General features: G+C 72.2%; 20 protein-coding genes and 2 pseudogenes. 16 read left to right on the top strand and 6 right to left on the bottom strand.

The features are described 5' to 3' along the window. Window positions 1–3: 3 nt before the first annotated feature. The 3 genes and pseudogenes from AC6JBM_RS34300 to AC6JBM_RS34290 form a co-directional block, all read left to right on the top strand. Window positions 4–237: pseudogene (locus AC6JBM_RS34300) on the top strand (VOC family protein); the annotation flags it as partial. A 63-nt stretch (window positions 238–300) separates the two neighbouring features. Next, complete coding sequence (locus AC6JBM_RS34295; protein WP_497978130.1) at window positions 301–1,032, top strand: DUF4184 family protein; 732 nt, start codon at window positions 301–303, stop codon at window positions 1,030–1,032. Continuing rightward, a complete protein-coding gene (locus AC6JBM_RS34290; protein ID WP_497978129.1) occupies window positions 986–1,537 on the top strand; it encodes a GNAT family N-acetyltransferase in 552 nt (183 codons plus the stop codon). The genes AC6JBM_RS34295 and AC6JBM_RS34290 overlap by 47 nt, the downstream gene beginning before the upstream one ends. Here the strand turns inward: AC6JBM_RS34290 and AC6JBM_RS34285 are convergent. Further along, window positions 1,483–2,421, bottom strand: a complete 939-nt coding sequence (locus tag AC6JBM_RS34285) for a COX15/CtaA family protein (protein WP_497978128.1) — start codon at window positions 2,419–2,421, stop codon at window positions 1,483–1,485. The two genes, AC6JBM_RS34290 and AC6JBM_RS34285, sit on opposite strands and share 55 nt — an antisense overlap. 149 nt (window positions 2,422–2,570) lie before the next feature. On the opposite strand from AC6JBM_RS34285, the gene AC6JBM_RS34280 reads away from it, so the two are divergent. The 9 genes and pseudogenes from AC6JBM_RS34280 to AC6JBM_RS34240 all read left to right on the top strand — a co-directional run bounded on the left by AC6JBM_RS34280 (window position 2,571) and on the right by AC6JBM_RS34240 (window position 9,688). Further along, window positions 2,571–3,272: a helix-turn-helix transcriptional regulator gene (locus AC6JBM_RS34280; RefSeq protein WP_497978127.1), complete on the top strand. Its 702-nt coding sequence runs from the start codon at window positions 2,571–2,573 to the stop codon at window positions 3,270–3,272. After that, entirely contained in the window at window positions 3,269–4,675 is a 1,407-nt protein-coding gene (sufB, locus tag AC6JBM_RS34275) for a Fe-S cluster assembly protein SufB (protein ID WP_350615227.1), read from the top strand. The genes AC6JBM_RS34280 and sufB overlap by 4 nt, the downstream gene beginning before the upstream one ends. Further along, a complete protein-coding gene (gene sufD / locus AC6JBM_RS34270; RefSeq protein WP_497978126.1) occupies window positions 4,672–5,811 on the top strand; it encodes a Fe-S cluster assembly protein SufD in 1,140 nt (379 codons plus the stop codon). Before sufB ends, sufD begins: the two co-directional genes overlap by 4 nt. After that, window positions 5,808–6,134, top strand: coding sequence for a non-heme iron oxygenase ferredoxin subunit (locus AC6JBM_RS34265; RefSeq protein ID WP_350615231.1), 327 nt, complete (start codon window positions 5,808–5,810; stop codon window positions 6,132–6,134). The genes sufD and AC6JBM_RS34265 overlap by 4 nt, the downstream gene beginning before the upstream one ends. Then, window positions 6,131–6,907, top strand: a complete 777-nt coding sequence (gene sufC / locus AC6JBM_RS34260; RefSeq protein WP_497978125.1) for a Fe-S cluster assembly ATPase SufC — start codon at window positions 6,131–6,133, stop codon at window positions 6,905–6,907. The genes AC6JBM_RS34265 and sufC overlap by 4 nt, the downstream gene beginning before the upstream one ends. A gap of 13 nt (window positions 6,908–6,920) precedes the next feature. Further along, a complete protein-coding gene (locus AC6JBM_RS34255; protein ID WP_497978124.1) occupies window positions 6,921–8,168 on the top strand; it encodes a cysteine desulfurase in 1,248 nt (415 codons plus the stop codon). Beyond that, a complete protein-coding gene (gene sufU, locus AC6JBM_RS34250) occupies window positions 8,168–8,623 on the top strand; it encodes a Fe-S cluster assembly sulfur transfer protein SufU (protein WP_350615236.1) in 456 nt (151 codons plus the stop codon). Before AC6JBM_RS34255 ends, sufU begins: the two co-directional genes overlap by 1 nt. Window positions 8,624–8,625: 2 nt before the next feature. Beyond that, window positions 8,626–8,946: pseudogene (locus AC6JBM_RS34245) on the top strand (metal-sulfur cluster assembly factor); the annotation flags it as partial. Between the two features lie 112 nt (window positions 8,947–9,058). Further along, window positions 9,059–9,688: a LysE family transporter gene (locus AC6JBM_RS34240; protein ID WP_497978123.1), complete on the top strand. Its 630-nt coding sequence runs from the start codon at window positions 9,059–9,061 to the stop codon at window positions 9,686–9,688. On the opposite strand, the gene AC6JBM_RS34235 is transcribed toward AC6JBM_RS34240, so the two are convergent. Beyond that, complete coding sequence (locus tag AC6JBM_RS34235; protein WP_497978122.1) at window positions 9,672–10,337, bottom strand: DNA alkylation repair protein; 666 nt, start codon at window positions 10,335–10,337, stop codon at window positions 9,672–9,674. The genes AC6JBM_RS34240 and AC6JBM_RS34235 overlap by 17 nt on opposite strands. Next, window positions 10,334–11,278: a KPN_02809 family neutral zinc metallopeptidase gene (gene ypfJ, locus AC6JBM_RS34230; RefSeq protein ID WP_497978121.1), complete on the bottom strand. Its 945-nt coding sequence runs from the start codon at window positions 11,276–11,278 to the stop codon at window positions 10,334–10,336. The genes AC6JBM_RS34235 and ypfJ overlap by 4 nt, the downstream gene beginning before the upstream one ends. Window positions 11,279–11,469: 191 nt before the next feature. Between ypfJ and AC6JBM_RS34225 the strand changes: the two genes are divergently transcribed. Further along, window positions 11,470–13,068, top strand: a complete 1,599-nt coding sequence (locus tag AC6JBM_RS34225) for an ABC-F family ATP-binding cassette domain-containing protein (RefSeq protein ID WP_497978120.1) — start codon at window positions 11,470–11,472, stop codon at window positions 13,066–13,068. Window positions 13,069–13,674: 606 nt separating this feature from the next. On the opposite strand, the gene AC6JBM_RS34220 is transcribed toward AC6JBM_RS34225, so the two are convergent. After that, window positions 13,675–14,478: a hypothetical protein gene (locus tag AC6JBM_RS34220; protein ID WP_497978119.1), complete on the bottom strand. Its 804-nt coding sequence runs from the start codon at window positions 14,476–14,478 to the stop codon at window positions 13,675–13,677. 666 nt (window positions 14,479–15,144) lie between these two features. Here AC6JBM_RS34220 and AC6JBM_RS34215 point away from each other — a divergent pair. The 3 genes from AC6JBM_RS34215 (at window position 15,145) to AC6JBM_RS34205 (ending at window position 18,233) form a co-directional block, all read left to right on the top strand. Next, on the top strand, window positions 15,145–15,369 hold the full coding sequence (locus tag AC6JBM_RS34215) for a helix-turn-helix domain-containing protein (RefSeq protein ID WP_223102223.1): 225 nt from the start codon (window positions 15,145–15,147) through the stop codon (window positions 15,367–15,369). Continuing rightward, complete coding sequence (locus tag AC6JBM_RS34210; RefSeq protein WP_497978118.1) at window positions 15,366–16,142, top strand: enoyl-CoA hydratase/isomerase family protein; 777 nt, start codon at window positions 15,366–15,368, stop codon at window positions 16,140–16,142. The genes AC6JBM_RS34215 and AC6JBM_RS34210 overlap by 4 nt, the downstream gene beginning before the upstream one ends. 135 nt (window positions 16,143–16,277) lie before the next feature. After that, window positions 16,278–18,233 (top strand): ABC transporter ATP-binding protein, encoded by a 1,956-nt coding sequence (locus AC6JBM_RS34205; RefSeq protein WP_497978117.1) that lies wholly within the window; start codon window positions 16,278–16,280, stop codon window positions 18,231–18,233. 196 nt (window positions 18,234–18,429) lie between these two features. Here the strand turns inward: AC6JBM_RS34205 and AC6JBM_RS34200 are convergent, their stop codons facing one another. Both AC6JBM_RS34200 and AC6JBM_RS34195 read right to left on the bottom strand, forming a co-directional pair. Next, window positions 18,430–19,569 (bottom strand): caspase family protein, encoded by a 1,140-nt coding sequence (locus tag AC6JBM_RS34200; protein ID WP_497978116.1) that lies wholly within the window; start codon window positions 19,567–19,569, stop codon window positions 18,430–18,432. An 899-nt stretch (window positions 19,570–20,468) separates the two neighbouring features. Then, window positions 20,469–21,242: an SDR family oxidoreductase gene (locus AC6JBM_RS34195; protein WP_497978115.1), complete on the bottom strand. Its 774-nt coding sequence runs from the start codon at window positions 21,240–21,242 to the stop codon at window positions 20,469–20,471. Window positions 21,243–21,261 lie beyond the last annotated feature (19 nt).

The raw sequence follows: 21,261 nt of genomic DNA, 5'->3' as shown, positions 1-21,261 counted from the left end.
GAGCCGCCGGACGGCCCTCGGCTGTACTTCCAGGCCGTCCCCGAGACCAAGACGGTCAAGAACCGCGTGCACGTGTGCCTGCAGCCCGGCGACCGCTCCCGCGACGAGGAGGTGGACCGGCTGCTCGCCCTCGGCGCGACCATGCTCGCCGACCACCGCGACGGCCCGGACGCGGGCTGGGCGGTGCTCGGCGACCCCGAGGGCAACGAGTTCTGCGTGAACCGCGCGACCAGGTGAGGGATTCGTGGTGATCCCGTGGAGGCGGCCACTGGAGCCGCCGGTTCGGGGCAGCATCGGCCCGTGCCTTCGACGCTGCCGACCCATCCGCTCGCCGTCCTGCCGCTGAAGCTGTGGCGCCCCCGCTGGTTCGACGGGGTGGCGCTCGCGACCGGCGCGTGCGCGCCCGACTTCGCGTACGCCCTCGACGGCCCCGGCATCCTCATCCCGAGCCACACGATCCCGGCGCTGCTGTGGTGGAGCCTGCCCACGGCGGTCGCGGTCGCCCAGCTGTGCCGCTGGGGCGCCCCGGCCGTCGCCGCGCACCTGCCGCCCTGGTTCCACGTGCGCGACTTCGGCGTGCTGGGGACCGTCCGGCCCCGGTGGTGGATCACCGCGTACTCGGCCCTGCTCGGTGCGATCAGCCACCTGCTGTGGGACCTGGTGACGCACCCGGGACCGGTCGCCGCCTGGTGGCCGATCCGCGAGGCCAGCGACGCCGCGGGTGTCGTCCTGCTGCCGGCCTTCGTCGTGTACGTCGGGATGCGCCGCAAGCTGCGCGAGTGGCACGGGGAGCCGCCCGCCGTGCCGGTCCGGATGACCCGCTTCTGGGGCGTGACGGCCGCGGCGCTGGCCGCGGGGGTGGCGCTCACGTGCGCGCTGGGCGATCGGCACTACTACGCCGGCAACGTGCACGTGTTCCTGGTGCGGCTGATGGTCGCGGGGGCGCTGGCGCTGCTGGCCGGGGCCCGGGCCGTACAGTCGCAGGGTGCTGCTGACCGAGCGCCTCTTGCTGCGGCCGTTTCGCGTCGCTGACGCCCCCGGGCTGTCCGCTTACCGCTCCGATCCGCGGGTGGCGCGGTACCAGGGCTGGGACGCGCCCTTCCCGATCGAGTCCGCGCTCGCGTTCGTCGCCGGGCTGGACGGGCGCGATCCGCGCGCCGAGGGCTGGTTCCAGTACGCCGTGGAGCTGCGCGAGACCGGCGCGCTGATCGGCGACGTCGGGGCCAACCGGCACGACGAGGGCCGGCAGGCGGAGATCGGCTTCACCCTCGCCCCGGGGTACCAGGGGCACGGCTACGCCGCCGAGGCCGCCGGCCGCGTCGTGCACCACCTGCTCGCCGAGGAGGGGCTGCACCGGGTGCACGCCTCGGTCGACGCGCGCAACGAGCGCTCGGCGCGGCTGCTGGAGCGGCTCGGGTTCCGCCGCGAGGGGCTGGAGGTGCAGAGCCAGTGGTGGAAGGGGGAGTGGACCGACGACCTGCGCTACGCCGTGCTGGCCAGCGAGTGGTCGCGGTCCGCGCCGCCCGGCGCCGCCTGAGCCGGTCGCGCCGTCACCCGGGCCAGGAGGTTGAGCGTCGCCGTCCACACCAGGCAGGCGCCCAGCATGTGCAGGATGACCACGGGCCAGGGCAGGCCGGTGAAGTACTGCACGAAGCCCACCACGCCCTGCGCCAGCTCGACGGCGACCAGGATCGCCGCGGCCCGGGTGACCCGCAGCGGCGCCCCGAGCGCGCGCAGGCCGAACCACATGGCCACGGAGAGCCCGACGAGCACCATCACGGCGTCGGTGTGCAGCTGGGACATGGCCTCGGGGTCGAAGCCGGTGCGGGTGGCCTTGGTGTCGCCCGAGTGCGGGCCGCTGCCGGTGACGATCGTGCCCAGGACGAGGACGACCGCGGAGACGACCGTCACGAAGATGCCGGCGGTGCGCATGGCCCGCGGCGCCGTCCAGCGCGGCGGCTCCCCGCGGGTGCGGTCCCACAGCACGAAGACGAGCGCGATGAGCGCGATCGAGGCCAGGAAGTGCACCGCCACCGACCACGGGTTGAGCGCCAGCCGCACCGTGATGCCGCCGAGGACGCCCTGGAACGCGATGCCCGCGAGCACCCAGACGGTGGCGCGCAGGGCCGCTTTCGAGTGACGCCGCTGCCGCCAGGCGGCCGCGATGGCGACGAGCGCGAACACGCTGAGTACGCCCGTGAGCGTCCGGTTGCCGAACTCGATGACCCCGTGGTACCCCATCTCGGCGGTCGTCACGTAGGAGTCGTCGGTGCACCGGGGCCACGTCGGGCACCCGAGCCCGGAGCCGGTGAGGCGCACGAGCCCGCCCGTGCACACGATGCCGATGTTGGCCGCGAGCAGCGCCAGCGCCGCCCGGCGCAGCGTCTCGGGCCGGTCCAGCCACTCTCCGAGCCAACTCACGCCGGCGATACTACGCCAGGCTACATATCGCTCCGGCTGGCAGGTTGCGGCCTGGGGGCCGGCCAGGTTTGGTTAGGGTTACCTTCCGTGCGGTGGATCACCCGGGCGGTGGTTTGCCCGGCTCCCGCGATTTACGTAACGTTGGTGTTGTGAAAAACGCGGAAGTGGTCGCTGCGCTCGACGGGCGCACCCGTGACCGCGTCACGGAGCTGCTGCTGCAGGAGGGCTCGGCCACCGCGACGGAACTCGGGCTCGCCCTCGGGCTGAGCCCCGCCGGCGTGCGCCGTCACCTCGACGCCATGCACGCCGAGGGGCTCGTCGAGTGCCGCGAGCGGCCCGAGCGCGGGCCGCGCGGGCGGGGCCGGCCGGCGCGCGTGTTCACGCTGACCGCGGCCGCGCGGGAGACGCTGCCGCACACCTACGACGGGCTCGCCGCCGCGGCGCTGCGCTGGATCGCCGAGCACGGCGGGCCGGGCGAGGTCTCCGCGTTCGCCGCCGCCCAGGTCGCGGGGCTCGAGGAGCGCTGCCGGGCGGCCATGGCCGAGGCCGGCGAGGACCCGCTCGCACGGGCCGAGGCCCTCGCGCGCGCCCTGACCGCGGAGGGTTACGCTGCGGGCGCGACGACCATCGCCACCGGCGGGCAGCTGTGTCAGCACCACTGCCCGGTGGCCCATGTCGCCGCGGAATTCTCCCAGCTGTGCGAGGCCGAGACCCAGGTGATCTCGCGCCTCGTCGGCACGCACGTCCAGCGGCTCGCCACCATCGCCAACGGCGACGGTGTCTGCACCACCCACATACCGGCCCCGGTCCAACCCGGAGCCCGTCCCGATAGGCAAAGGATCGTGAGATGACGACTGCCGATCAGCTGGCCGGTCTCGGCCGGTACGAGTACGGCTGGGCCGACTCCGACACCGCGGGGGCCTCGGCGCGCCGCGGTCTCAACGAGGACGTCGTGCGCGACATCTCGGCGAAGAAGCACGAGCCCCAGTGGATGCTCGACCTTCGCCTCAAGGGCCTGCGCCTGTTCGACCGCAAGCCGATGCCGGCGTGGGGCGCGGACCTGTCGCACATCGACTTCGACAACATCAAGTACTTCGTCCGCTCGACCGAGAAGCAGGCGGCGAGCTGGGACGAGCTGCCCGAGGACATCAAGAACACGTACGACAAGCTGGGCATCCCCGAGGCCGAGAAGCAGCGGCTGATCGCGGGCGTCGCGGCGCAGTACGAGTCCGAGGTCGTCTACCACAAGATCCGCGAGGACCTCGAGGAGCAGGGCGTCGTCTTCCTCGACACCGACACGGCGCTGCGCGAGCACGAGGATCTCTTCAAGGAGTACTTCGGCACCGTCATCCCCGTCGGGGACAACAAGTTCGCCGCGCTCAACACGTCGGTCTGGTCCGGCGGCAGCTTCATCTACGTGCCGAAGGGCGTGCACGTGGAGATCCCGCTGCAGGCGTACTTCCGGATCAACACCGAGAACATGGGCCAGTTCGAGCGGACCCTGATCATCGTCGACGAGGGCGCCTACGTGCACTACGTCGAGGGCTGCACCGCGCCGATCTACTCGTCGGACTCGCTGCACTCCGCGGTCGTCGAGATCGTCGTGAAGAAGAACGCGCGCTGCCGGTACACCACCATCCAGAACTGGTCGACCAACGTCTACAACCTGGTCACCAAGCGGGCGGTCTGCCACGAGGGCGCCACCATGGAGTGGATCGACGGCAACCTCGGCTCCAAGGTCACGATGAAGTACCCGGCCGTGTTCATGACCGGCGAGCACGCGAAGGGCGAGGTCCTCAGCGTCGCGATGGCCGGCGAGGGCCAGCACCAGGACGCCGGCGCGAAGATGGTGCACGCCGCCCCGCACACCTCCTCGAGCATCATCTCCAAGTCGATCGCCCGCGGCGGCGGCCGGACCTCCTACCGCGGCCTCGTGCAGGTGCTCGAGGGCTCGCACCACTCGAAGTCGACGGTCAAGTGCGACGCCCTGCTCGTCGACACGATCTCGCGCTCGGACACCTACCCCTACGTCGACATCCGCGAGGACGACGTCTCGATGGGGCACGAGGCGACGGTGTCGAAGATCAGCGACGACCAGCTCTTCTACCTCATGTCGCGCGGCCTCACCGAGGACGAGGCCATGGCGATGATCGTGCGCGGCTTCATCGAGCCGATCGCCAAGGAACTGCCCATGGAGTACGCGTTGGAGCTCAACCGGCTCATCGAGCTGCAGATGGAGGGCGCGGTCGGATGAGCGCACCCGTTCTCGTTCCCCCGAAGACCAGGGCCCAGCAGGTCCGCTCGTTCGACGCCGGCGACTTCCCGGCGCTCACCGGCCGCGAGGAGGAGTGGCGCTTCACGCCGCTCAAGCGCCTCCGCGGCCTGGACAGCGCCGTGTTCTCGGGCGCCCCGGCGCCCAAGGTCGAGGTCGGCGAGCTGCCGTCCGGCGCGACGGTGTCGACCATCGACCGCAGCGACCCGCGGGTCGGCTCGGCCCTGACGCCGTTCGACCGCATCAGCGCGCTGGCCGCGGGGGGTGCGACCGAGGCCCTGCTGATCGCCGTCGAGCCCGACGCCGTGCTGGACAGCGCCGCGGTCGTGCGTCTCGTGGGCGCGACGACGGAGCCGGCGGCGGGCCACACCATCGTCGAGGTGGGCCGGTTCGCCGAGGCCGTGGTCGTGCTCGAGCAGACCGGCTCGGTCACGCTCGCCGACAACGTCGAGGTGCTCGTCGCCGACGGCGCCAAGCTGACCTTCGTCACCGTCACCGACTGGGCCGCGGACGCGGTGCAGGCGCAGCACGTGCGCTTCCGGCTCGGCCGCGACGCGCGGGTCACCCACGTGCAGGTGACGCTCGGGGGCGACCTCGTGCGGCAGTACACCAGCGTCGACTACACCGGGCGGGGCGGCGAGATCGACGCCTACGGCCTGTACTTCGCCGACGCCGGCCAGCACTTCGAGCACCGCCTCCTGGTCGACCACTCGGTGCCCGACTGCCGCAGCTACGTCGCCTACCGCGGCGCGCTGCAGGGCGCCGACGCGCACACGGTGTGGGTCGGCGACGTGCTGATCCGTGCGGAGGCGACGGGCACGGACACGTACGAGATCAATCGCAACCTCGTGCTGACCGACGGCGCCCGGGCCGACTCGGTGCCCAACCTGGAGATCGAGACCGGTGAGGTCGCGGGGGCCGGGCACGCCAGCACCACCGGCCGCTTCGACGACGAGCAGCTGTTCTACCTGATGTCCCGGGGCATCACGGACGAGCAGGCCCGCAAGCTGGTCGTGCGCGGCTTCTTCCACGAGCTGCTCGGCAAGATCCCGGTCGAGGACCTCCGCGACCGTCTCGGCGCCGCGATCGACGCGCGGCTGGAAGAGGCCGGCTCGTGATCCGTGTTTGCTCCGCGGCCGAGGTGGCCAAGGGCGAGGTCGTGCAGGTCACGGTCGAGGGGACCGAGATCGCGCTCGTGCACGCCGACGACGACAACTTCTACGCCGCCTACGACGAGTGCTCGCACGCGGCGGTCGCGCTGAGCGAGGGCGAGGTCGAGGGCTGCACCCTGGAGTGCTGGCTCCACGGCTCGCGCTTCGACCTGCGAACCGGCGCCCCCACCGGGCTGCCCGCCACCGAGCCGGTCCCGGTCTACCCGGTCGAGGTTCGCGACGGCGACGTCTACATCGACCTGAACCCGAGCAACGGAGTCTTGAAGTGAGCGAGCTTTCGATCAGCAACCTGCAGGTCTCGGTCAAGCTGCCCGACGGTGAGCTCAAGCCGATCCTCGCCGGCGTCGACCTGACGGTCCGGGCGGGGGAGACCCACGCCATCATGGGCCCCAACGGCTCCGGCAAGTCCACGCTGGCCTACGCGATCGCGGGCCACCCGCGCTACGAGGTCACCGGCGGCGCCGTGTCGCTCGACGGCCAGGACGTGCTCGCGATGACCGTCGACGAGCGGGCCCGCGCCGGGCTGTTCCTGGCGATGCAGTATCCGGTGGAGGTCCCCGGCGTCTCCATGGCGAACTTCCTGCGCACCGCCAAGACCGCCATCGACGGCGAGGCGCCGAAGCTGCGCACCTGGGCCGGCGAGCTGCGCGGGGCCATGGAGAAGCTGCAGATGGACCCGGCCTTCGCCCAGCGCAACGTCAACGAGGGCTTCTCCGGCGGCGAGCGCAAGCGCGGCGAGATCATGCAGCTGGAGCTGCTCAAGCCGAAGATCGCCGTGCTCGACGAGACCGACTCCGGCCTCGACATCGACGCGATGCGCATCGTCAGCGACGGCGTCAACCGGGTGCGCGAGCAGGGCAACACCGGGCTGCTGCTGATCACGCACTTCACGCGCATCCTGCGGTACATCAAGCCGGACTTCGTGCACGTCTTCGTCGGCGGCAGGATCGTCGAGGAGGGCGGCCCCGAGCTCGCGGAGCAGCTGGAGAACAGCGGGTACGAGCGCTTCCTCGCCGGCGCCGGCCCGGCCTCGATCGCCTGAGAAAGGCCCATACATGACCGCCCTCGACGTTGAGTCGGTTCGCAAGGACTTTCCGATCCTCGATCGCACCGTCAACGGCAAGCCGCTGGTGTACCTCGACTCGGGCAACACCTCGCAGAAGCCGCGCCAGGTGATCGACGCGATCCGCGAGCACTACGAACGGCACAACGCGAACGTGGCCCGCTCGGTGCACACGCTGGGCACCGAGGCGACGGAGGCCTTCGAGGGGGCCCGCGCGCGCGTCGCGGGCTTCATCGGGGCCCCGTCGGCGGCCGAGATCGTCTTCACGAAGAACTCGACCGAGGCCATCAACCTGGTCGCGCACGCCTTCACGAGCGACGCCGACGACCCGCGCTTGCGGCTCGGCCCCGGCGACGAGATCGTCGTGACCGAGATGGAGCACCACTCCAACATCGTGCCCTGGCAGCTGCTCGCCAAGCGCACCGGCGCGACCCTGCGCTGGTTCGGCCTCACCGACGAGGGCCGGCTGGACCTGAGCACCATCGACGAGCTCATCAACGAGCGCACCAAGCTCGTGTCGGTCGTGCACTACTCCAACATCCTGGGCACGATCAACCCGGTCGAGCTGCTCGTCGCCAAGGCCCGCGCGGCCGGCGCGCTCGTGCTGCTCGACGGCTCCCAGTCGGTGCCGCACGTGCCCGTCGACGTGGCCGCGCTCGGCGCCGACTTCGTCGCCTTCACCGGGCACAAGATGCTCGGCCCGACCGGCATCGGCGCGCTGTGGGGCCGCTTCGAGCTGCTCGACGCGATGCCCCCGTTCCTCGGCGGCGGCTCGATGATCGAGACGGTGTCGATGACCGGCACCACGTTCATGCCGCCGCCCGCGCGCTTCGAGGCCGGCACGCCGCCGATCGCGCAGGCCGTCGGGCTCGGCGCGGCCGTGGACTACCTCGCCGGCGTCGGCATGGACAACGTCGTCGCGCACGAGAAGGCGCTGACCGCCTACGCCCTGGAGGCGCTCGCCTCGCTGCCCTACGTGCGGATCATCGGCCCGGCGTCCACCCAGGACCGCGGCGCCACGATCTCGTTCACCGTCGAGGGCGTCCACCCGCACGACGTCGGCCAGATCCTCGACGACGAGGGGGTGCAGGTGCGGGTCGGCCACCACTGCGCCCGCCCCACGTGCGTGCGCTTCGGGGTGCCGGCCACCACCCGCGCCTCGTTCTACCTCTACACGACCAACGACGAGATCGACGCCCTCGTCCGCGGGGTCGAGCGGGTCTGGAAGGTCTTCGCCTGATGCAGATCGACCAGCTGTACCAGGAGATCATCCTGGACCACTACAAGCACCCGCACGGCCGCGGCCTGCGCGAGCCCTTCGACGCCGAGGCGCACCACGTCAACCCGACCTGCGGCGACGAGGTGACCCTGCGCGTGCAGCTCAAGGCCGGCAGCGTCGCCGACGTGTCCTACGAGGGCACGGGCTGCTCGATCAGCCAGGCCTCCGCCAGCGTCCTCTACGACCTGCTCAAGGGCGCGACGGTCGCCGACTCCCTGCGCCGGCACGAGGCCTTCGCCGAGCTCATGGGCGGCCGGGGCCAGGTCGAGCCCGACGAGGACGTGCTGGAGGACGCGGTCGCGTTCGCGGGCGTCGCCCAATACCCGGCGCGCGTCAAGTGCGCGCTGCTGCCCTGGATGGCCTACAAGGACGCCCTGTCCCGGGCGGTCGGCACACCTTCTGAGGAGACCCCATGACCGCGGCGCTGGCCGACATCGAAGAGGCGATGAGGGACGTCGTCGACCCCGAGCTGGGGATCAACGTCGTCGACCTCGGCCTCGTCTACGGCATCCACGTCGACGAGGAGAACGTCGCGACGCTGGACATGACCCTGACGTCGGCGGCCTGCCCGCTGACCGACGTGATCGAGGACCAGGCCCGCCAGGCCCTGACCACCGGCCCCGGCGGCGGCCTGGTCTCCGACATCCGCATCAACTGGGTCTGGCTCCCGCCGTGGGGCCCGGACAAGATCACCGACGAGGGCCGCGACCAGCTGCGCTCCCTCGGCTTCAACGTCTAAATCGCTGGCGGACGCGGGTCGTGCGGCGCCATCATCGCCGCATGACCCGCCGCCGCACGCCGCCGCCCCCTGAACCGGTCGCCCTGATGGAGGCGAGCCCCCGGCAGCAGGCGTGAGCGCCGGCCCGGGCGAGGCGGTCGTGAGCGGCCTGCTCGCCGGATACGGCGTCGCCATCCCCGTCGGGGCGATCGGCGCGCTCATCGTCGGCTTGGCGTCCCGGCACTCCTGGCGGGTCGGGGCCGCCGCCGCGCTCGGGGTGGCCACCGCGGACGGGCTCTACGCCGTCGTCGCCGTGCTCGGGGGAGCCGCGCTCGCCGGGGTGATCGCGCCCGTCTCCGGGGTGCTGCGGTGGGTGGCGTTCGCCGTCCTGCTCGCCCTGGCCGGCAAGACCGCCGCGGGCGCCCTGCGGCACCGCCACGAGGCCGCCACGGCCCGCCAGACCGACGGGCGGCGGGCCTACCTGACGCTGCTCGGGCTCACGCTGCTCAACCCGGCCACCATCGTCTACTTCGGCTCGCTCGTGCTCGGGCGCCGCGCCGACGACGGGCTCTCGGCCGGGGCCGAGGCGCTGTGGGTCGCGGCCGCGTTCGTGGCGTCGGCCAGCTGGCAGCTGTTCCTGGCGGCGAGCGGGTCGCTGCTCGGGCGGGTGCTCACCGGCACCCGGGGCCGGTTCTGGTCGGCGATCGTGTCGAGCGCCGTGATCGCGGTGCTGGCCGTGCTGCTCGTCATCCCAGGTGCTTGAGCGCCTCACGCACCGACAGCGGGGACAGGCCGGGGTGGGTGCCGACGAACGCGCGCACCCCGGCCGGGTCGGTGCGGGCATACTGCCGCAGCGCCCAGCCGATGCCCTTGCGGATGAAGAAGTCCCGCTCGCCCGACCACCGGTCGCAGTAGTCGAAGAGGCGGGCCCGGTCCGTCTCCTCGCGGTACCGCAGCTGATGGAGGATCGCCGTGCGCACCAGCCACAGGTCGGTCCCCGCGGCCGTCCACGCGTCCATGGTGGACACACAGTCCGGGCGCGCCAGCACGAGCGGGCCGACGACGTTGGACGCCAGCGTGTCGACCGTGTCCCACCAGGACTTGGTGGTGATGAGCTCGCGCAGCACGGGCACCGCGGCCGGGGTGAGCACCTTCGCGTGCTTGCGCAGGTAGTCGCAGGCGAAGTACTGGTACTCCCGCTCGGGCAGCTCCCAGCACGCGCGGGCCGTGGCCAGCAGCTCGGGCTCGTCCGGGCGGGGCCGGCCGCGCAGGACGTCGAGGGTCAGCTCGCGCCTCGGCACGCTCGGGATGCCGAGGAACTCGAAGCGGTCCCGCATGTACGCACGCATCGGCGCGGCCTGCCCGGGATCGGCGGCCGCGCCGAAGAGGTGCTCCAGTCGCTGCAGGATCACAGGTTGCTGGTGTTGAAGGTGTCGCACTGGCGCGGGTCGCCGGTGTTGTACCCCTGCGTGAACCACTTCTTGCGCTGGGCCGACGTGCCGTGCGTGAACCCGTCCGGGTTGACCTTCTGGCCGGCCTTCTTCTGGATCGTGTCGTCGCCGATGGCCTCGGCGGTCTGGACGGCCTCGGCGATGTCCTGGTCCGTGATGGACTTGAACAGCGCGTCGCCCTGCGGGTCCTTGGTCTCCGTCGCGTGGTTGGCCCAGGTGCCCGCGTAGCAGTCGGCCTGCAGCTCCAGGCGCACCGAGGCGGAGCTGGCGCCCTGCTGGGAGCCCTGCTGCGCCTTGGCGTTGGTGCCGAGCAGGTTCTGGATGTGGTGGCCGTACTCGTGCGCGAGCACGTACGGCGCCGCGAACTCGCCCGACGCGCCGAAGCGGCTGTTGAGCTCGTTGTAGAAGGTCAGGTCGATGTACACCTGGCTGTCGGCCGGGCAGTAGAACGGCCCGACACCCGAGTCGGCCGCGCCGCACCCGGTGTTCACGGACCTGCTGAAGAAGTTCGTCTTGGCCGGCTGGTACTGCTTGCCGAACGCCTGCGGCATCTCCGTCTTCCAGTAGGCCTGGACGGAGTTGATGTAGAGGACGTTGCGGCAGTCGGCGTTCTTGAAGCGGTCCTTGTTCGACTTGTCACACTGCTGGTTCAGCGCGGAGTTGTCGGGCTTGGCGCTGCCGCCGCCCCCGCCGCCGAGCAGCCCGCTGCCGAAGAGGCCGCCACCGCCGCAGAGGACCACGGCCAGGATGATGACCGTGATGATGATGCCGCCGCGGCCGCCGCCGATCGGGATCGGGATGCCACCGATGCCGCCGAAGCCACCGCCTCCACCGCCGCCGCCCGACCCGCGCAGGTCATTGACCTGGCTGGTGTCGAGATCGGCGTCGTCGTTGAACTCCATCGCACACCTCGGGGGTTGATATCGACCGGCGTCTGCTGAGCGGCAGGTACCCGTTGATCTTGTGACGTAATCGTGTGGCGGGGCCACCCGGGTCGCACGGTAGACTATCGCCGTGATCACGCAGAGGGAGTGACTCCGGTCTGACACCAGGAGTCCGTCTTCGTTCCTCTGCCCGGAAAGTGAGTTCCGCTGTGATCACGGCCAACAGCCTTGAGCTGCGCGCTGGCGCCCGCATCCTGCTCAGTGACATCAACCTGCGCGTGCAGCCCGGGGACCGCATCGGTCTCGTCGGGCGCAACGGCGCCGGCAAGACCACCACCCTCAAGGTGCTCGCGGGCGAGGGCACCCCGCACGCGGGCAGCGTGGACCGGCGCGGCCCGGTCGGCTACCTGCCCCAGGACCCGCGCACCGGCGACCTCGAGGTCACGGCCCGCGACCGGGTGCTCTCCGCGCGCGGGCTCGACACCATCTACGCCGAGATGAAGGCGCTCGAGGAGCGGCTGGGCGACGACGAGCGGCTGATCCGGCGGTACGGGCAGCTCGAGGACCAGTTCGCCGGGCTCGGCGGCTACGCGGCCGAGGCCGAGGCCGCCCGCATCTGCGCCAACCTGGGCCTGCCCGACCGCGTGCTCGGCCAGACCATCGGCACCATGTCCGGCGGTCAGCGCCGCCGCATCGAGCTGGCCCGCATCCTCTTCCGCGACGCGAGCGCCACCGGCGGCGGCATCCTGCTGCTCGACGAGCCCACCAACCACCTCGACGCCGACAGCATCACCTGGCTGCGCGGGTTCCTGTCCAGCCACAAGGGCGGGCTGGTGGTCATCTCCCACGACGTCGACCTGCTCGACGCGATCGTCAACAAGGTGTGGTACCTCGACGCCAACCGCGCCACGATCGACTTCTACAACGTGGGCTGGAAGCTGTACCAGCAGCAGCGCGAGACCGACGAGAAGCGCCGCCGCCGCGAGCGCGCCAACGCCGAGAAGAAGGCCGGCGCCCTGATGGCCCAGGCCGACAAGATGCGCGCCAAGGCCACCAAGACGGTCGCGGCCCAGAACATGGCCCGCCGCGCCGAGCGGATGCTGGACGGCCTGGAGGACGTCCGCACCGCCGACAAGGTGGCGAAGGTCCGCTTCCCCGAGCCCAAGTCCTGCGGCAAGACCCCGCTGACCGCGCGCGGCCTGTCGAAGTCCTACGGCTCGCTCGAGATCTTCATGGACGTCAACGTCGCCGTGGACCGCGGCTCCCGCGTGGCCATCCTCGGCCTCAACGGCGCCGGCAAGACCACCCTGCTGCGCATGCTCGCCGGCGAGCTCGACCCCGACACCGGCGAGGTGACCCCCGGCCACGGCCTCCAGCGCGGGTACTACGCCCAGGAGCACGAGCAGCTCGACGTCGACCGCACCATCCTGCAGATCATGCGCTCGGCCGCGCCCGAGCAGAACGACACCGAGCTGCGCAAGATCCTCGGCGCCTTCCTGTTCACGGGCGACGACGTGGACAAGCCCGCGGGCGTCCTGTCCGGCGGCGAGAAGACCCGGCTGGCCCTGGCGACCCTGGTCTGCTCCGGCGCCAACGTCCTGCTGCTGGACGAGCCGACGAACAACCTCGACCCGATCAGCCGCGAGCAGGTGCTCGACGCGATCGCCCGTTACCCCGGCGCCATCGTGCTGGTGACGCACGACCCCGGGGCGGTGCAGGCCCTCAAGCCGGACCGCGCGATCCTGCTGCCCGACGGGGTGGAGGACGCGTGGAGCGACGATCTGCTGGAGCTGGTCGAGCTCGCCTGATTCGGGCTGTTTCGCCTTTGTGCCCGGCTGCTCGAAGTGTGCTTGCGGGCGAAATGTCGGGCGCTGCGCGCCGCGACATTTCGGACTTTTCCCCCGTCGGGTGATATGTCCTACCAGGGTGTGACGGACGCGGCTTCGATGATCACTGCGACGAGCGTGCCCAGGCCCGCGAGCGGCAGCGGCGTGGGCGGCGGGTCCTTCGCGCCGGGCAGGTCCAATGGCGGGCGCTTCGCGCCGCGACGTTCTCGCCCCGGCGGCTTCGTGGGCGGCTTTGCCCGTGGTGCCCGGCTGTTCGAAGCCCGCTCGCGGGCGAAGTGTTGGGCGCTTCGCGCCGCGACATTAGGGTGCTTCGCGCCGCGACGTTCTCGCCCGGCGGCTTCGCGCCGCGACGTTCTCGCCCGGCGGCTTCGCGCCGCGACGTTCTCGCCCGGCGGCTTCGCGCCGCGACGTTCTCGCCCGGCGGCTTCGCGCCGCGACGTTCTCGCCCGGCGGCTTCGTGGGCGGCTTTGCCTGTGGTGCCCGGCTGCTCGAAGCCCGCTCGCGGCCGAAATGTCGGGCGCTCCGCGCCGCGACATTTCGGATTTTTCCCCCGCCGGGTGACATGTCCTACCAGGGCGTGACGAGCACGGCTTCGATGATCACCGCGACCACCGCGCCCAGCCCCGCGAGCAGCAGCGGCGCAGGCGGCGGGTCCCCGGCCGGGCGCTGCGGGGCCACGGCCGCGACCGTGAGCCAGGGAAAGAACGGCAGCCAGGCGTGTTCGACCCCGCCCCGGGCCAGCCCCGCGGTGATCGAGAACACCACGGCCGCGCCCGCGCCCACGAGGAACGGCCACATGGCGGTGTTGCGCACCTTGCGGGCGCTGGCGAACAGCGGCGGACCGGCGGCCAGCAGGAGCACGACGACGCTGATGGCGCTCCACCAGAGCACCGAGCGGTACGGCGCCACCCGGGCCGCGTAGTCCGTCTCCGCGGACACGAGGCCGTCCGCCCACCCGAACCCGAGCAGCTGCGCGCCCAGGACGGGCAGCAGCGCGCCCACGCCGCTGAGGACGTTGAGGGAGGCGCGGCGGCGGGCGAAGTACACACACACCAGCGAGAGCCCGAGCCACGGCGCGGAGTAGGAGAACAGCGCGGCCACCCCGATCAGGAGACCGGCCAGCACCGCCCAGCCCGTCGCCGCCCAGCCGCGCACCCGGCGCCGGCTCGCGCGCAGGCCGGAAACGATCGCCGCGGCGCCCAGCACGGCGACGAGGCCGTCGAGGCTGACCGCGGTCCAGATGGCGTACGGGGCGAGGACCAGCACCGGCAGGTACCGTCGCGCCGCCTCCTCGCCGACCGAGTCGCGCACCGCGGCGAGCACGAGGGGAATCGTGAGTACCGATACCGCGGTGATCAGGAAACCGAGCACAATGTGGTCGTCGACGCCGATTCGTTGCAGCGCCCACAAAAAGAGTACGGGGCCCGGAGGATGGCCCCGCGATGCTACCGAGTGGTACGCCGCGTCGGCCGTGAAATGTCTGAGGTATGCGAGTGGGGAGTCGCCCACCTGTGCGACGTCCCCCAGGTATTCCTCGGGAGACCCCAAGGCTTTCGTAAGGCCGGACCAGCCATCGACAAGCGCCAAAGCGATTGCCCACAGCAGGCCTACGGCGTACCCGAAAAGCTGAATTTCGTGCCATCTCCACCGGGTGAACCGGCCCGCCGCGGCGGCCCAGAGGGTCCCGGCGGCGACGGCGGGTGCCAGCATCGATCCGAGACCGATTCTGATCTTGTACCTGCCGAGGAAGGGGGCACTGGCGGTGCCCAGACGGGCGTCGAGCTGCACCGCGAGCGCTGCCAGGGCGAGGCCGCCGAGGGCCAGGAGCAGCCAACACAGCGCATCGATGCGCTCACGGTGCGCAGTGTTTGGAGGTGCCGTGGACGGTTCGCTCAACACGGTGCATCACGGTATCGGGTAGCTGACAATGCTCTGCGTGTCGGTTGGCGCCCCGTCGATATCTAGCGCATGATCGTTCGAGGCGGTCTAATAGGTGGGACCGCACCAACCGCTCTGTCTGGGACGTGAGGGATCAGCATGGCAGCCACCGCCACCACCAGCACCGAGAAGGGTCGCCGGATCATCGGCGCCGAAAGGCAGACGCTGGCGAAGGACCTCGTGAAGCGGTACACCAACGGTGAGAGTATCCGTGCACTCGCCGCTTCCACCGGCCGTTCCTACGGATTCGTGCACCGTGTGCTGACCGAATCCGGCGTTCAGCTTCGCCAGCGTGGCGGCGCGCGCCGCCGCAAGAAGGCGTGAGCGCCAACCCCTTCTCGGCAAGCGCCGCACCCGAGTCGGGTGAGGCGCGCTTCGACCTCGACGGGCCGGTCGCGACGGTGACGTTGTGCCGGCCCCAGGTTCTCAACGCGCAGACCCCCGCCCTCTGGGCCGATCTGCGCGAGTTCGGTCGGACACTGCCGGGTGACATCCGCGTCGTCATCGTCCGCGGCGAGGGACGGGCCTTCTCAGCCGGGCTCGACACCACCGCCGCGACCGCGATGCTCGGCGAGATCGCCGCCGGTCCGGACTCCGACGCCCGCATCGCGGGCTTCCAGGAGGCGTTCGCCTGGCTGCGCCGGCCATCGCTCATCTCGATCGCCGCGGTGCAGGGCCACGCCATCGGGGCGGGCTTCCAGGTGGCCCTCGCCTGCGACTTCCGTGTCGCGGCCGAGGACGTCTCGTTCAGCATGGCCGAGATCAAGCTCGGCCTCGTGCCCGACCTGGGCGGCACCAAGCGCCTGGTCGAGCTGGTCGGCTACGCCCGGGCGCTCGAGCTGTGCGTCACCGGGCGAAGGGTGACGGCCGCCGAGGCGTCCCAGATCGGCCTGGCCAATGTGGTCGTACCGCGGGACGAGCTCGACGACGCCGCCAAGGACCTCGCGGCCGCCGTGCTCGCCGGCCCGCGGGACGCGGTGATCGAGATCAAGGCGCTGCTGGCGCAGGCCGCGGCGCACACGTTCGCCGAGCAGGAGGCCGCGGAGCGCGCGGCGCAGCTGCGGCGGATCGCCGACCTGACCGGTCGCGGCGAGTGAGCCGCGACCTGGCCCGATGGTCCTAGGACCAAAGGCCTGGTCGCTACCGGGAAGCCGCGGCGGCCTCCGAAAGTTGTCGTACCTGCCGGGCACAATCACCCGGCAGGTACTTCTTTTGTTCGGGGGTGTGCGGCAATGTCCTCGCCGATGAGCAGCATGACGGGGTGGGAGACCCTGCGCTCGCTGCGCAAGGCCGATGAGCTGGCCGGCAAGAAGCTCGGCCGCGACACGACCAGGCGCATCCTGCGCTTCGCCCGGCCCTATCGGCGCGACATCGCCGTCTTCCTGCTCACGGTCGTGATCGGGGCCGGCATCGGGGTCGCGACCCCCTACCTCGCCGGCGACGTCGTCAACAAAATCGGCCGCGGCGGGCCCGACGCCGGGGCCGCGGTCGTGCGGATCGCGCTGATCATCGGCGGGCTCGCGATCGTCGACGCGCTGCTGTCGCTCGCCCAGCGGTGGTACTCCGCACGCATCGGCGAGGGCATCATCCTCGCGCTGCGCCGGCTGGTGTACGACCACGTGCAGCGCATGCCCCTGCAGTTCTTCACCCGCACGCAGACCGGCGCCCTGGTGAGCCGGCTCAACAACGACGTGCAGGGCGCCCAGCGCGCCTTCACCTCGACCCTGTCGGGCGTGGTCAGCAACGTCATCCAGCTCGTGCTCACCGCGGCCGTGATGCTCACGCTGTCGTGGCAGATCACCCTCATCTCGCTGGTGATGCTGCCGCTGTTCATCCTGCCCGCGCGCCGGGTCGGCAAGCGGCTGGCCGCGATCACCCGCGAGGCCTACCAGCTCGACGCGAAGATGAACGCCACCATGACCGAGCGGTTCGGCGTCGCCGGCGCCCTGCTCGTCAAGCTCTTCGGCCGCCCCGACGACGAGGCCGAGCGCTTCGCCGAGCGGGCCGGGCGGGTGCGCGACATCGGCATCCAGACCGCGATGTTCAGCCGCGTCTTCTTCGTCAGCATGCTGCTCGTGGCCTCGCTGGCCCAGGCGCTCACCTACGGCCTGGGCGGCTGGTTCGCCGTGCACGGCCGCATCACCGCCGGCACCGTGGTGACGCTCGCCCTGCTGCTCACCCGGCTGTACGGTCCGCTGACGGCCCTGTCCAACGTGCGCGTCGACGTGATGAGCGCGCTGGTCAGCTTCGAGCGTGTCTTCGAGGTGCTCGACCTGGCCCCGTCGATCGCCGAGCGGCCGGACGCCCGCGAGATCCCCCGCGGCGCGGCGACCGTCGAGTTCCGCGACGTCCGCTTCCGGTACCCGTCGGCCGCCGAGATCTCGCTCGCCTCGCTCGAGGACGTCGCCGCGCTCGACCGCACCGTCACCGAGGAGGTGCTGCGGGGCGTGTCGTTCAGCGTGGCGCCCGGCCGGATGGTCGCGCTCGTCGGCCCCTCCGGCGCCGGGAAGTCCACGACGGCGATGCTGCTGCCGCGGGTGTACGACGCGACGGGCGGCGCGGTCCTCGTCGGCGGCGTCGACGTGCGCGAGGCGACGCTGCAGTCGCTGCGCGACACCATCGGCGTCGTCACCCAGGACTCGCACCTGTTCCACGAGACCATCGCCGAGAACCTGCGCTACGCCAAGCCGGGGGCGACGGACGAGGAGCTGTGGACGGCGCTGCGGCGGGCCCAGGTGGGCGACCTCGTGGAGTCGCTGCCGGACGGCCTCGACACGGTGGTGGGGGAGCGGGGCTACCGCTTCTCCGGCGGCGAGAAGCAGCGCATCGCGATCGCGCGGCTGCTGCTCAAGGCCCCGTCGATCGTGATCCTGGACGAGGCGACCGCCCACCTCGATTCGGAGTCGGAGGCGGCCGTGCAGCGCGCCCTGGCCGAGGCCCTGGCCGGGCGCACCGCGCTGGTGATCGCGCACCGGCTGAGCACCATCCGCGACGCCGACGAGATCCTGGTCGTGGACGCGGGCCGCATCGTGGAGCGCGGGACGCACGACGCTCTGGTGGCGGCGGGCGGGCTGTATGCGGAGCTGTACCGCACCCAGTTCGCCGTCGTCGACTCCCCGCTGCCCAGCCTCGACTCCCCACTGCCCAGCGTCGACTCACCACTGCCCCGCCCGACCGCGACCGCCTAGGCGGCTCTCGCCGCTCGCGGGAGGACGAGCCGGCCGCCGCCGCTCCGGCACCGCCCGTCCTGCCCGCTGCGACTACGGTTCGCGGCGGGGCGATGGCGAATGGCGGCCGCCGGTTCCTCCTCCCTTGGCGGCCCGTTGCTGCCCTCCGCGTCCTCGGCGAGCCCGGACGCGGAGGGCAGCCTCGTCGTGTCGCGGGTCAGCCGAGCAGGGGCCAGGCGAGCTGTTCCTTGGTCCCTTGCAGGGCCGGGGTCTGCGGGTAGTCCTGGCTCGGGAGCATGGTGCGGATCGCGCGCATCCAGTCGCGGTACGTCGCCGTGGGGGCGAGCTGGGCCAGGGTCGACAGTGCGACGTAGGTGAAGGCGCCGTTGGGGCGGTCGTTGAAGGTGGCGTCGTAGGAGTACTCGGTGTCGCGGCAGCCGGCCAGGAGCAGGGCCGTCGGGCGGCGGTCGGCCGGCGCCCGCCGGGCCGCGGGGCTCGGCCCGGGCCAGCTCGCCGCGGTGTCGCTGTCGCGGGGCTCCGTGCCGGACGCGGGTGTCAGCGGTTTCGGGGTCGCGTACGGGGCGGGCCGGTGGTGCCCGGCCGAGTCGCTGTGCCCGGCCGAGTCGCTGTGCCCGGCCGAGTCGAGGTGCGCGGCGGGGTCGGGGTGCGTGGCCGGGTCGGGGTGCGTGGAGGGGTCGGGGTGCGTGGCCGGGTCCGGGTACGTGGCCGGGTCGGAGTGCGTGGCCAGGTCGAGGTGCGTGGCCGGGTCGGGGTGGCGGTGTGCGGGTGAAGCGAGGTGCGTGCTCGGGGTGAGGGGCGTTCGCGGGGTCAGGTGGGCGGGCGGGAGCTGGGCCGCGCGCAGGTGCTGGTGCGGTGGCAGGAACGTGGCCGGCGGCAGGAAGCGGGTGCGTGACGGGTGGTCGCCGATCGGGTGGTGCAGCCTCGTCAGGGTGCCCGAGTGGCAGGAGTCGGAGATCAGGACCGTACGCACGCCGGGGGCGGCCAGGGCGAACATGTCGTGCAGCTCGTCGTCGAGCAGGGGGCCGTTCGCGGCGATGTCGTGCGGGCAGATGGCCTCGTCGCGGTGGTCGGGCTCGTCGCCGTCGGCGTCAGGGAGCCAGGTGCCGTGGCCGGAGTACGTGATGACGACCGCGTCGCCGTCGGTCGTGTTGGCCAGCAGGTCGCGGATGCTCGCCCGGATCGCGGCGCCGGTGGCGGACGCGTCGAGCAGCAGCCGGGTGTCGAAGCCGCGGGCGACCAGCGCGGCGGCCCAGTCGTCGGCGTCGTTGCGGCAGCCGGCGAGGTCGTTCTCGGTGCCGGGATAGTCGTTGATCCCGATGCACAGTGCGAGTTTCATGGTTCCCCCGTGGTCGGATGTGGACCTTACGCACGGGTGGCGTCACGGAGGGTGGCCGCGGTTGGGCAAGCGGCCTCGCTCAATCGGCGCCCCTCGCTCAAACGCACAAATCGGACCGCTACGGCGCGGGCGGGCCCGGTCGGCGCGCGGGGGGGCTGCGGGGAACCCTTGACCGGCGGCAGTGACCGGCCGCGCTCGCCCGAATCCCGCAGCGAACCCGCTGCCGCACCCTTTGCCGGACTCGCTGCCGGACCCGCTCCCGGACTCGCTGCCGGGCCGGTTGCCGAGTGCCGCGCGGAGCTGGATGCCGAGCGCCGCAGCTCGAAGTCGTCCCACGCGAGCCGGCCCCGGCCGGCACCCGGCTGATCGGACCGGCCGGGCGCGTCGAGGCCGAGGCCCGCGGGTCGGGCCCGGTCGGGGGAGTCGTCCGGTGGTGTCGGGGCGTACCCGGCCGGGCGGGGTGGCCGGGCCGCCGGTGGGGCCGCGGTGGGAGGCGGGGCCGCGGGGAGCGGGTCGAGCGCGGCGAACACGCGGCGCAGCTCGGCCAGCAGGGCCTCGTCCTCGTCGTCGGAGGCGGCGGTCATGACCGGGCTGGTCTGGGGCCCGTCCGGCCGGTGGACGCGGTGCGCAACCGGGTGGCTCGTGGGTGCATGGTGTGTCTCCGTCCCCGCTGTGGCGCCGCCGGCTGGGGGTGGTGGCGGCGCCCGTTTCAGGTGACATGAGGACGGGCTGGTTGTTCCTGATACAAGGTGGGGCAGATCGTTCGGATCCTGTCGTTCGCGTCCAACCGATCTGTCCCGGTCGACGGGCGGCAGGGCGTTGAGCTTCGGATTCCGTCGTGCTGGGATCTTCGTCCGGGAGCTGTCGTTCGGGTTCGTACTGTCCGGAATCGGGCACCGTCAGATGCCCGCGATGCTCCCGCCGTCGATCGGGACGGCGACGCCGGTGAGGTAGGACGCGGCGGGGGAGAGCGCGAACGCGGCCACGCGGCCGAACTCGGCGGGGGTGCCGATGCGCCGCAGCGGGACGGCCGCGGCGGCCTCGGCCTCGGCGCGTGCCGGGTCCTCGGCGGCGTCGAAGAGCTCGCGGTTGCGGTCGGTGAGGAAGCGGCCGGGGAGCAGGGAGAAGACCCGGATGCCGCGCGGGGCCAGTTCACCGGCCAGATCCTTGGCGAAGCCGGCCAGCCCGGGACGCAGGCCGTTGGAGATGGCGAGGTTGCGCAGCGGTTGCCGTACCGATGAGGAAAGCACCAGACCGATGGCGGCGTCGTGGCCGGGCTCGCGGGTGCCCAGCGCCGCGGCCAGGGTGCGGGACAGGCGCAGGGTGCCCATGAAGATCGTCTCGAACGCGGTCCGCCAGGCGTCCTCGGCCGACTCCAGCACGCCGCCGTGGGGCGGGCCGCCGACGGAGATCAGCGCGCCGTCGAGGCGGCCGAAGCGGGTGCGGGCGGCGGCCACGAGGCGGTCGCCGGTGTCCGGGGCGGCGAGGTCGGCGATCAGGCCCTCGGCGCGGTCCGGGCCCAAGGCCGCGACGGCGGCCCTGACGGCCGGCTCGGTGCGGCCGGAGACGACCACCCGGGCGCCGTCGGCGGTCAGGGCCTGGGCGGTGGCGAAGCCGAGGCCGCGGGAGGCGCCGGTCAGGACGTACACGCGGTCGGTGAGGCCGAGATCCATGGCGCCGACCCTAGCGGAG

Source organism: Dactylosporangium thailandense, from assembly GCF_059739745.1.
The sequence above is the reverse complement of the archived record's forward strand: the minus strand, read 5'-3'. Positions and strand labels throughout refer to the sequence as shown.

What these genes read in the sequence shown, in the direction of transcription:
- sufB (WP_350615227.1), top strand. Translation starts at nt 3,269, where the DNA reads ATGACGACTGCCGATCAGCTGGCCGGTCTCGGCCGGTACGAGTACGGC.
- sufD (WP_497978126.1), top strand. Translation starts at nt 4,672, where the DNA reads ATGAGCGCACCCGTTCTCGTTCCCCCGAAGACCAGGGCCCAGCAGGTC.
- AC6JBM_RS34255 (WP_497978124.1), top strand. Translation starts at nt 6,921, where the DNA reads ATGACCGCCCTCGACGTTGAGTCGGTTCGCAAGGACTTTCCGATCCTC.
- sufU (WP_350615236.1), top strand. Translation starts at nt 8,168, where the DNA reads ATGCAGATCGACCAGCTGTACCAGGAGATCATCCTGGACCACTACAAG.
- ypfJ (WP_497978121.1), bottom strand. Translation starts at nt 11,278, where the DNA reads ATGGAGTTCAACGACGACGCCGATCTCGACACCAGCCAGGTCAATGAC.
- AC6JBM_RS34215 (WP_223102223.1), top strand. Translation starts at nt 15,145, where the DNA reads ATGGCAGCCACCGCCACCACCAGCACCGAGAAGGGTCGCCGGATCATC.
- AC6JBM_RS34205 (WP_497978117.1), top strand. Translation starts at nt 16,278, where the DNA reads ATGTCCTCGCCGATGAGCAGCATGACGGGGTGGGAGACCCTGCGCTCG.
- AC6JBM_RS34200 (WP_497978116.1), bottom strand. Translation starts at nt 19,569, where the DNA reads ATGAAACTCGCACTGTGCATCGGGATCAACGACTATCCCGGCACCGAG.
- AC6JBM_RS34195 (WP_497978115.1), bottom strand. Translation starts at nt 21,242, where the DNA reads ATGGATCTCGGCCTCACCGACCGCGTGTACGTCCTGACCGGCGCCTCC.